10 protein-coding genes and 2 pseudogenes are annotated in these 10,468 nt (G+C 68.8%); 7 read left to right on the top strand and 5 right to left on the bottom strand.

Annotated features, from left to right (window positions below; genetic code table 11):
* Positions 1-273 (top strand): annotated as a pseudogene (locus tag AC1DOP_RS22970) (hypothetical protein); the annotation flags it as partial.
* A gap of 22 nt (positions 274-295) precedes the next feature.
* Here AC1DOP_RS22970 and AC1DOP_RS22965 read toward each other — a convergent pair.
* From AC1DOP_RS22965 to AC1DOP_RS22950, 4 genes and pseudogenes are all read right to left on the bottom strand, one after another.
* Entirely contained in the window at positions 296-655 is a 360-nt protein-coding gene (locus tag AC1DOP_RS22965) for a hypothetical protein (RefSeq protein ID WP_441933308.1), read from the bottom strand.
* Positions 656-1,007: 352 nt separating this feature from the next.
* Positions 1,008-1,421: pseudogene (locus AC1DOP_RS22960) on the bottom strand (YeeE/YedE family protein); the annotation flags it as partial.
* Complete coding sequence (locus AC1DOP_RS22955; protein ID WP_477253553.1) at positions 1,409-1,840, bottom strand: YeeE/YedE family protein; 432 nt, start codon at positions 1,838-1,840, stop codon at positions 1,409-1,411. The gene AC1DOP_RS22955 and the pseudogene AC1DOP_RS22960, both read right to left, overlap by 13 nt.
* A complete protein-coding gene (locus AC1DOP_RS22950; protein ID WP_441933304.1) occupies positions 1,830-2,174 on the bottom strand; it encodes an ArsR/SmtB family transcription factor in 345 nt (114 codons plus the stop codon). Before AC1DOP_RS22950 ends, AC1DOP_RS22955 begins: the two co-directional genes overlap by 11 nt.
* A gap of 84 nt (positions 2,175-2,258) precedes the next feature.
* Between AC1DOP_RS22950 and AC1DOP_RS22945 the strand changes: the two genes are divergently transcribed.
* The gene (locus AC1DOP_RS22945; protein WP_477253551.1) at positions 2,259-3,104 is read left to right on the top strand and encodes a TlpA family protein disulfide reductase; all 846 of its coding nucleotides are present in this window, start codon (positions 2,259-2,261) and stop codon (positions 3,102-3,104) included.
* Here the strand turns inward: AC1DOP_RS22945 and AC1DOP_RS22940 are convergent.
* A complete protein-coding gene (locus AC1DOP_RS22940; RefSeq protein WP_477253549.1) occupies positions 3,071-3,994 on the bottom strand; it encodes a LysR family transcriptional regulator in 924 nt (307 codons plus the stop codon). The genes AC1DOP_RS22945 and AC1DOP_RS22940 overlap by 34 nt on opposite strands.
* Before the next feature lie 121 nt (positions 3,995-4,115).
* Here AC1DOP_RS22940 and gcl point away from each other — a divergent pair, with 121 nt between their 5' ends.
* From gcl to pyk, 5 genes are all read left to right on the top strand, one after another.
* Positions 4,116-5,894, top strand: coding sequence for a glyoxylate carboligase (gene gcl / locus AC1DOP_RS22935; protein WP_441933299.1), 1,779 nt, complete (start codon positions 4,116-4,118; stop codon positions 5,892-5,894).
* 13 nt (positions 5,895-5,907) lie between these two features.
* A complete protein-coding gene (gene hyi / locus AC1DOP_RS22930) occupies positions 5,908-6,687 on the top strand; it encodes a hydroxypyruvate isomerase (RefSeq protein ID WP_441933297.1) in 780 nt (259 codons plus the stop codon).
* A gap of 38 nt (positions 6,688-6,725) precedes the next feature.
* Entirely contained in the window at positions 6,726-7,628 is a 903-nt protein-coding gene (locus AC1DOP_RS22925; RefSeq protein WP_441933295.1) for a 2-hydroxy-3-oxopropionate reductase, read from the top strand.
* Complete coding sequence (locus tag AC1DOP_RS22920; protein ID WP_441933294.1) at positions 7,628-8,902, top strand: glycerate kinase type-2 family protein; 1,275 nt, start codon at positions 7,628-7,630, stop codon at positions 8,900-8,902. The genes AC1DOP_RS22925 and AC1DOP_RS22920 overlap by 1 nt, the downstream gene beginning before the upstream one ends.
* 82 nt (positions 8,903-8,984) lie before the next feature.
* On the top strand, positions 8,985-10,409 hold the full coding sequence (gene pyk / locus AC1DOP_RS22915) for a pyruvate kinase (RefSeq protein ID WP_441933293.1): 1,425 nt from the start codon (positions 8,985-8,987) through the stop codon (positions 10,407-10,409).
* Positions 10,410-10,468: the final 59 nt, after the last annotated feature.

Raw genomic sequence — 10,468 nt, 5'->3', positions numbered from 1 at the left:
GATAGCCATGCGGCCTACCCGGCATTCGCGCGGGAGGTCGGGATTTCACATGAGGCCATCAACGCGAGCGCCGGCGAACGAAAGCGCGGTGCGCTGCACATCCAGAACGTGAACGCCTATCACAGCCGGATGCGCACCTGGCTGCTGCCTTTCCGCGGCGTTGCCAGCCGTTACCTGGACCACTACTTCGGCTGGCGCTGGGCGCTGGATGGCCAGCGCATTGCCAGTCCAGACGCCTTTTTGAGAGCGGCGCTCGGCAGATTCAACACTTAGCGCGAACAGCGCCATTTTTTTGTCAGGAGCCGCGCGCAGGCTTGGCGGCCTTCGGCGGCGCGCTGCAGGCCCGCGTGCAACGCAGGTACTTGTCGTCGCAGGCCCCGATGCGCTCGGACTGGCGGCGGTGGAAACTGTCGCTGCCGGCAGCCTGTTCCTGCACCGACTGGCCCTGGCTGTGGCTGGCCGTGTTGGCGAAGGGGTTCTTCTGCGATACCGACTCCCCGATCAGATCATCGTTGCTGGTTGCCTTGCGCGCCGTGGCCTTGCACTCCTGGCGCTCGCTGCCGCACATCGATTTGCAGAAGCCGGCATCGTCGGCGGCCCAGACGGAAGGGATGGCGGCAGCGAGGAGGGCTGCCAGGCAAACGGTGCGGATCATGATCAGGTCTCCTGAGATTGAGTGGTTAAAGTATAAACTTTCCTCAAGGTAGGGTAAGACCCAATTTGCATGATTCGTACCCGCGCACGACCGTGCGTTTGCAGCCGGCCAGATCCGGGCGTATTCTGTGCATATAACATTGCTACAAATGGAGACAAACATGAAACTTCGGCCCGCACCCGTGCACCTGACGGCCCGTTTCCATGGCCCCTTGCGCTTCGGCAGCCGCTGGCGCGGCCACGAACTAATGCTGCGTCTCTGCCAGTTGGTGGTGTTCTTCCTGCTGGCGGTGGTCGGCGGGCAGTTCATCGCCCTGCTGATCCGGCACACCGTGCGCGCGCTCGCCGCCTACTGACGCGCCCCGCTCCAGCATCTCGAAGGCGGCCATCCCGGCCAGCATCGCAGCGCTGAAGATCAGGGGCTTGATGCCGCCTGCTACCAGCGAGGCCAGCGCCGGCCCCGGGCAGAAGCCCGCCAGTCCCCAGCCGGCGCCGAACGCCAGGCTGCCGAGCACCAGGCGGGAATCGATCCGGGTGGCGGTGGGCAGTCGCATGAGGCCGCCGAGCAGGGCGCGTTCGCGCCTGCCGGCAAGGCGGAAGGCCAGCAGGCCGACCAGGTTGGCGCCGCCCATCACGAAGGCCAGCGAAGGATCCCAGTTGCCGGCGATGTCGAGAAAGCCCTGGACCTTGGCGGGATTCGTCATGCCCGCCACGATCAGGCCGATCCCGAAGACCAGGCCGACGATGAAGGCGCTCAGGACAGCCATGAGCGCACCAGGAACACGGTGACGAAACCGGCCAGCATGAAGGCGGCCGTGGCTACCAGCGAGCGCAGCGACAGGCGCGATAGTCCGCAGACGCCGTGGCCGCTGGTGCAGCCGGCGCCGTAGCGGGTGCCGACTCCGACCAGCAGGCCGGCCGCGACCAGTGTGCCGCCGCCGGCGTCGATGCGGACCGCGGGCAGGGGGGCAAACAGCCCCCAGGCCAGCGGTGCCAGCACCAGCCCGCCCAGGAAGGCCAGGCGCCAGGCGATGTCGCCCCGCGCCGGACGCAGCAGGCCGCCGAGGATGCCGCTGATGCCGGCGATCCGCCCGTTCAGCAGCACGAAAGCCGAGGCCGCCAGGCCGATCAGCAGGCCGCCCGCCAGCGCCGTCCATGGCGAGAAGTGAATCCAGTCAATCGTCATGTTCTGTCTCCTGCGGCTTGATGCAGTAGAGCCGATAGAGGACCTGCAGCACCTCCGTCGCTTCCTTGCTGGCCAGTGCGTAATAGATCTGCTTGCCCTCGCGCCGGGTGTGCACCAGCTTTTCCTCGCGCAGCACGCCGAGCTGCTGGGAGAGCGTGGGTTGCTGGATGCCGAGCATGGTTTCGAGTTCGCTGACGCAGAATTCGCCCTGGGTCAGCTGGCACAGCAGCAGCAGGCGGTCCGGATTGCCCAGCACCTTCAGTAATCCGCAGGCGCGGGCGGCGGCGGCCCGCATTTCCTCGAGATCGAGCTTGTCTTGATCTTGTGTCACCATGTCGTATCTTTGATTAGAATCTACCTGAATATATTATATGAAGATACGATCTATAATCAAATAGATTGTTGATCCTCTTCGAATATGACTGATCTCGCACTCGGCCCCTTCATGCTGCCCCTGCATACCTTGCTGGTGTTCCTCGCCCTGGCCGCGGCGCTGGTGCTCGGCGTGCGTCTGGCGAAGCGCCGGCGGCTGGACGCCGAAGGTCCGCTGTGGCTGCTGGCGGCCTGGATCCTGCTCGCGGCGCGCGCCGGCTTCGTCCTGCGCTACCACACCCTGTATTTCGCGGAACCCTTGCGCATACCCGACCTGCGCGACGGCGGTTTCATGCCGGCGGCCGGACTGGCGGCGGCCGGCGCCGCGGCTGCCTGGCTGATGTGGCGGCGCTCCGCCAGGCGGATTCCGCTGCTGGGCGCACTCGCTGCGGGCGTGCTGGTCTGGAGCGCCGGGAATGCCGCCATCAAGCAGTGGCCGCCGCAACAGCGCTTGCCGGCGGCGGAATTCGCCACCCTGGACGGGCAGGCGATGCGGCTGCCTTCCGGATCGGGCCGGCCTGTGGTGGTGAATCTGTGGGCCAGCTGGTGCCCGCCATGTCGACGCGAGATGCCGGCCCTGGCCCGGGCCCAGGCCGAGCATCCGGAAGTGGACTTCCTGTTCGCCAACCAGGGCGAATCGGCGGCCGCGGTGAAGGCCTATCTGTCGGCGCAAGGCCTGGAACTGCGCAACGTCGTCCTCGACACGACCAGGACCCTCGCCAGGCAGAGCAACTCGGTCGGCCTGCCGACGACGCTGTTCTTCGATGCGCGCGGCCGGCTGGTCGACCGCCGCGCCGGCGAGCTGTCGCCGGCGACCATCGCGCAGCGGCTCGAGACCCTGGCCCAGCCGCCGTCGGCTCAGGCGCCGGCCGCTCCCGGTCCTTCCCAGTAGCCCGGCCGGTTGTAGATCGCCTTCAGGTAGTCGATGAAATGCCGGATCTTCGCCGGCAGGTAGCGCTGCTGCGGATACACGGCCTGGATCGGATAGTCGTGCACCGCGAATTCGTCGAGCACCGTCACCAGTTCCCCGCGTTTCAGCTCGGCCTGGATCTCCCAGGTCGAGCGCCAGCCGATGCCCAGCCCTTGCTTGACCCAGCCGAACAACAGCTCGCCGTCGTTGCAGGCGAGGTCGCCGTCGACGCGCACCGCGAACAGCTTGCCGTCGCGCTGGAAGGTCCAGCCGCGCTGCTGGCCGCCCTGCAGGTTGAAGGCCAGGCAGTTGTGTCGCACCAGGTCTTCCGGCGCCGCGGGCATGCCGTGGCGCTCGAAGTAGGCCGGGGTGCCGCACACCACGCGCCGGTTCGGGAACAGCGGGATCGCCACATAGTTCGGGTCCTGTACTTCGCCGATGCGGATCGACATGTCGTAACCCTCGCGCACCAGGTCGACCACGCTGTCGGTGAAATTGAAGGACATCTTGAGATCCGGATGGATGGCGCGGAAGGCCGGCGCATGCGGCGCCACATGCGAGCGCCCGAAGGCCGCCGGCGCCGAGACGACCAGGTGGCCGCGCACCGTGCTGCGGCCCTCGCTGATGCTGTTCTCGGTGATGTCGAAGTCGCGCAGCAACTGGCGGCAGGGTTCGATGAACTGCTCGCCCAGGGCCGTCAGCGTGAGCCCGCGCGTAGAGCGGTGCATCAGGCGCACGCCCAGGCGCTGTTCGAGCGCATCAAGGCGCCGCCCCATGACCACCGGGGTCACGCCCTCCGCCAGGGCGGCGGCGGCGAAGCTGCCCTTCTCGGTGACGAGCACGAAGCTGCGGATTTCGGTATAGCGGTCCATCGGTGGCGCACTCCATACTTCAAGTATCGACAGACTCGATGGTAGCAGCAATTCAACAGTCCCGGCTTTGTCGCTATTCTGGATTCCATCATCCGATCAATCCACGGCAAGGGAGGCGACTATGGCCCGTATGAGGGCAATCGATGCGGCAGCGGCGGTGCTGCGCAGGGAAGGGGTGGGCAAGGTGTTCGGCGTGCCGGGCGCGGCCATCAACCCGCTGTATTCGGCGATGAAGAAGAGCGGCGGCTTCGAGCACGTGCTGGCGCGCCACGTCGAAGGCGCTTCCCACATGGCCGAGGGCTATACCCGCGCACGGGCCGGCAACATCGGCGTGTGCATCGGCACTTCCGGCCCGGCCGGCACCGACATGATCACCGGACTCTACTCTGCCTGGGCCGATTCGATACCTATCCTATGCATTACCGGCCAGGCCCCCCGCGCCCGGCTGTACAAGGAAGACTTCCAGGCGGTCGACATCGAATCGATTGCCAAGCCGGTCACCAAGTGGGCGGTCACGGTGCGCGAGCCGGCCCTGGTGCCGCGCGTGTTCCAGCAAGCCTTCCACATCATGCGGTCCGGCCGTCCGGGCCCGGTGCTGATCGACCTGCCGTTCGACGTCCAGATGGCCGAGATCGAGTTCGACGTCGAGACCTATTCTTCGCTGCCGGTCTACAAGCCGGCCGCCACCCGCGCCCAGGCCGAAAAGGCGCTGTCGATGCTGAATGCGGCCGAGCGGCCGCTGATCGTCTGCGGCGGCGGCGTGATCAATGCCGACGCGGCCGCCAAACTGCAGGAATTCGCGGAGATCGTCGGCGTGCCGGTGATTCCCACCCTGATGGGCTGGGGCGCGATTCCGGACGACCACCCGCTGATGGCGGGCATGGTCGGCCTGCAGACCTCCCACCGCTACGGCAACGCCACCATGCTGGCCTCCGACTTCGTGATCGGCATCGGCAACCGCTGGGCGAACCGCCACACCGGCTCGGTCGACGTCTATACCAAGGGACGCAAGTTCGTCCACATCGACATCGAGCCGACCCAGATCGGCCGCGTGTTCGATCCGGATTTCGGCATCGTGTCGGATGCCGGCGCCGCGCTCGACCTGCTGATCGACGTGGCGCGCGGCCTCAAGCTGATCGACGGCCTGCCCGACCGCGGCGCCTGGGTCGAGGAGTGCCAGGCCCGCAAGCGCAGCATGCTGCGCAAGACCCACTTCGAGGACGCACCGCTCAAGCCGCAGCGCGTGTACGAGGAGATGAACCGCGCCTTCGGGCCGGACGCCTGCTACGTCAGCACGATCGGCCTGTCGCAGATCGCCGCCGCCCAGTTCCTGCACGTCTACAAGGCGCGCCACTGGATCAACTGCGGCCAGGCCGGCCCGCTGGGCTGGACCATTCCGGCCGCGCTGGGCGTGTGCGCCGCCGACCCGCAGCGCGAGGTGGTCGCCATCTCGGGCGACTACGACTTCCAGTTCATGATCGAGGAACTGGCCGTGGGCGCCCAGTTCAAGCTGCCCTACCTGCACGTGGTGGTCAACAACGCCTACCTCGGCCTGATCCGCCAGGCCCAGCGCGGCTTCGACATGGATTACTGCGTGCAGCTCGCCTTCGAGAACATCAACGCGCCGGCGCTGGAGAGCTACGGCGTCGACCACGTGGCGGTGGCCGAAGGCCTCGGCTGCAAGGCGATCCGCGTGCGCCGCGCCGAGGACATCCAGCCGGCCTTCGCCCAGGCGAGGGACTGGATGCGCGAGCACCGCGTGCCGGTGATCGTCGAGATCATCCTGGAGCGCGTCACGAATATCGCGATGGGCACCGAGATCGACGCCGTCAACGAATTCGAAGCGCTGGCCGTCAGCATCGCCGACGCGCCCACCGCCATCGCCCACACCCAGGCCTGAGGGAGAGAAGAACATGCCGAAGTTTGCAGCCAACCTGACCATGCTGTTCAACGAGATCCCCTTCCTCGACCGCTTCCAGGCCGCCGCCGATGCCGGTTTCAAGGGTGTGGAGTACCTCTTCCCCTATGCCTTCGAGGCCGGCGCGCTGGCCGAACGGCTGGACCGCCACCAGCTGACCCAGGTCCTGCACAACCTGCCGGCCGGTGACTGGGACAAGGGCGAACGCGGCATCGCCTGCATACCCGGGCGCGCGGGCGAATTCCAGGACGGCGTCGGCCGCGCCATCGATTACGCCCGCGAGCTCGGCTGCAAGCAGCTGAACTGCCTGGCCGGTATCGCCCCGGCCGGCGCCGATCCCGAGCGCGTGCACCAGACCTTCGTCGACAACGTCCGCTTTGCCTCCGTCAAGCTGAAGGAAGCCGGCATCCGCCTGCTGATCGAGCCGGTCAACAATCGCGACATCCCCGGCTTCTGGCTGAACCGCACCGGGCAGGCCATCGCCATCATCGACGAAGTCGGCTCGGACAATCTCTTCCTGCAGTACGACATCTACCACGCCCAGCGCATGGAGGGAGAGCTCGGCAACACGATCGCCAGGCACCTGGGCCGCATCGCCCACATCCAGGTGGCGGACAACCCGGGCCGCAACGAGCCCGGCACCGGCGAGATCAACTACCCCTGGCTGTTCCGTCATATCGACAAGCTCGGCTTCGAGGGCTGGATCGGCTGCGAGTACAAGCCGGCCGCGGATACCCGCGCAGGCCTGGGCTGGATCGAGGCGCTGGCCGGCTGAACCCACACGAACAACAGAGAACACACGAGGAGAACGACATGGCAAAGATCGGATTCATCGGCCTGGGCATCATGGGCGCCCCGATGGCGGGCCACCTGGCGAGCAACGGCCACACCCTGTACACCTACACCCACGGCGAGACGCCCGCCAGCCTGCTGGACGCCGGCGCGCGCGCCTGCGGCAGCAGCGCCGACGTGGCCCGGCAAGCCGACATCGTCATCATCATGGTGCCGGACACCCCGCAGGTGGAAGAGGTGCTGTTCGCGCCGGATGGCGTGGCGGCGGGCCTCAAGGATGGGCTTGACCGCGGCAAGGTCGTGGTCGACATGAGCTCGATCTCGCCGGTGGCCACCAAGGATTTCGCGCGCCGCATCAAGGAACTCGGTTGCGAGTACCTGGACGCGCCGGTGTCGGGCGGCGAGGTCGGCGCCAAGGCGGCTTCGCTCACCATCATGGTGGGCGGCAGCGAGGCGGCCTTCGACCGCGTGCGTCCGCTGTTCCAGCTGATGGGCAAGAACATCACCCTGGTCGGCGGCAACGGCGACGGCCAGATCACCAAGGTCGCCAACCAGATCATCGTGGCGCTGACCATCGAGGCGGTCGGCGAGGCCCTGCTGCTGGCGGCCAAGGCCGGCGCCGACCCGGCCCGCGTGCGCGAGGCCCTGATGGGCGGCTTCGCCTCTTCGCGCATCCTCGAAGTGCACGGCGAGCGCATGGTCAAGCGCAACTTCGCGCCGGGCTTCCGCATCGACCTGCACCGCAAGGACCTGAACCTGGCGCTGGCCACCGGACGCCAACTGGGCGTGGCGCTGCCGAACACCGCCACCGCCCAGGAACTGTTCAACACCTGCGCGGCCCACGGCGGCGGCAACTGGGACCACTCGGCCATGGTGCGCGCGCTGGAGATCATGTCCAACTTCGCGGTCGCCCAGGACGCCTGATGGAGTCGGCGACGTTCACCGATCCGCGCGGGCTGCTCGGGCGCATGTTCCAGGCCGCGGTCGACGCCGCCCAGCCGGCGCGCCGCATCCCCGCATGCCTGCCGCAGCCGCCGAAGGGACGCACGATCGTCATCGGCGCCGGCAAGGCGTCGAGCGCGATGGCGCAGGCCCTCGAGCGCCACTGGCCCGGCCCGCTCAGCGGGCTGGTCGCGACGCGCTACGGCTATGCCGTGCCATGCGAGCGCATCAGGATCGTCGAGGCGGCGCATCCGGTGCCGGACGCCGCCGGCCTCGAAGCGGCGCGGCAGATGCTGGAGACGGTGCGCGGCCTGGGGCCCGACGACCTGGTGATCTGCCTGATCTCGGGCGGCGGTTCGGCCCTGCTGCCGCTGCCGGGCGACGGCATCACGCTGGAAGACAAGCAGGCCATCAGCCGCGCGCTGCTGGCCTGCGGCGCCAGCATCACCGAGATGAATTGCGTGCGCCGCCACCTGTCCGCCATCAAGGGCGGGCGCCTGGCCGCGGCCTGCCATCCGGCGCGCGTCGTCAACCTCTTGATCTCGGACGTGCCCGGCGACGACCCGATCGACATCGCCTCCGGTCCCACCGTGGCCGACCCGACCACCTGCCTTGACGCGTTGGCCATCGTGCGACGCTACGGCATCGAGCTGCCGGCCGGCGCCCGCCGCCTGCTCGAAAGCGGTGGAGGCGAAAGCGTCAAGCCGGGCGACCCGCGCCTGGCGAAGGTCAGCACCCGCATGATCGCCTCGCCGCAGATGGCGCTGGAAGCGGCGGCCGCGGTGGCGCGCGAGGCCGGCGTCACCCCGCTGATCCTCGGCGACAGCATCGAGGGCGAGGCGAGGGAAGTCGCCAAGGTCATGGCCGGCATCGCGCTGCAGGCGCGGCGCCATGGACAACCGCTGGCCGCGCCCTGCGTACTGCTGTCCGGCGGCGAGACCACGGTGACCCTGCGCGGCCAGGGCCGGGGCGGACGCAACGTCGAGTTCCTGCTGGCCCTCGCGCTGGCGCTGGACGGCGCCTCCGGCATCCACGCGCTGGCGGCCGACACCGACGGCGTCGACGGCGCGGAAGAAGTGGCCGGCGCCTTCATGGCGCCGGATACCCTGGCGCGCGCCTGGGCCAAGGGAATGCCGCCGCGCGACAGCCTGGACGATAATGATGCCCATACCTTCTTCGGCGCGCTCGGCGACGCCCTCGTCACCGGGCCGACACTGACCAATGTAAACGACTTCCGGGCGATACTGCTCGTGTAAGCTGCCCAAGCGGCACCCGCTTTCCTCCATTGGCAGGCGCGGCGCAGCAGCGCTGTACCTGCCTTTTTCGACAGGACTTGCCATGCTACGTCAACGCCGTTCCCGCATCCTCGCCACCCTCGGCCCCTCCAGCGCCACCTACGAGCGCATCCATGCGCTGGCCGTCGCCGGCGCCGACGTGTTCCGCCTGAACTTCAGCCACGGCTGCCATGCCGACCACGCCGCGCGCTACGCCACGATCCGCGAAGTGGAGCGCGAACTGCGGCGCCCGATCGGCATCCTGATGGACCTGCAGGGCCCGAAGCTGCGGGTCGGCCGCCTGGCCGGCGGCAAGGCGATGCTGGAGGCCGGCAAGCGCTTCCGGCTCGACCTCGACCCGGCAAGCGGCGACGCCGCACGCGCCGAGCTGCCGCATCCGGAAATCTTCGCGGCCCTGCATCCCGGCACCGAGCTGCTGCTGGACGACGGCAAGCTGCGCCTGCGCGTGGACGCCTGCGGTCCGGACCATGCCGAGACCACGGTGCTGGTCGGCGGCCCGCTGCTGGAGCGCAAGGGCGTCAACGTGCCGGGCGTGGTGCTGCCGATCTCGCCGCTGACCGCCAAGGACCGCGCGGATCTCGCCTTCGGCCTGGAGCTGGGCGTCGACTGGGTCGCGCTGTCCTTCGTGCAGCGCCCCGACGATATCCGCGAGGCGCGCGCGCTGGTGGGCGACCGCGCCTGGCTCATGGCCAAGCTGGAAAAGCCGGCCGCCATCGATGCGCTGGACGAGATCGTCGCGCTGTCGGACGGCGTCATGGTCGCGCGCGGCGACCTCGGCGTGGAACTGCCGCCGCAGCAGGTGCCGGTCCTGCAGCGCCGCATCGTGCACGCGGCGCGCGCGGCCGGACGCCCGGTGGTGGTGGCCACCCAGATGCTGGAATCGATGGTGACGGCGCCGGTGCCGACCCGCGCCGAGGTGTCGGACGTCGCCAGCGCGATCTATGAGGGCGCGGATGCGGTGATGCTGTCGGCCGAGTCGGCGTCCGGCCAGTATCCGGTCGAGGCGGTGACGGTGATGGACGACGTGATCCGCGAGGTCGAGAAGGATCCGCGCTGGCGCATCGGCCTGGACGCCAGCCACACGCCGGCCGAAGCGACCACCGCGGACGCGATCTGCTGCGCCCTGCGGCGCGTCGCCAGCCTGCTGGCGCCGGCGGCCATCGTGGCCTACACCACGAGCGGCGCGAGCTGCCTGCGCGCCAGCCGCGAACGCCCGGCCGCGCCGATCCTGGCCCTGACCCCGAATCCGGCGATCGCGCGCCGCCTGGCGCTGGCCTGGGGCGTGCATCCGTTGCCTTTCGAGGAAGCCAGGACCCTGGGCGGCATGGTGGCCGATGGGGCGGTGGCGGCCGTGCAGCATGGGCTGGCCGGACCGGACGACGACGTGGTGGTGGTGGCGGGATTCCCGTCGGGGCGGGCCGGTAGCACCAATCTGCTGCATGTGGCGCGGGTGCGCGAGGTGATTTAACGCCGTCGTTCCCGCGAAAGCGGGGATGACCTGAGACCCCTTGGGTTCCCGCCTTCGCG

The organism is Massilia sp. 01N410 (assembly GCF_056399665.1).
This window is presented reverse-complemented; position numbering and strand designations above follow the sequence as displayed.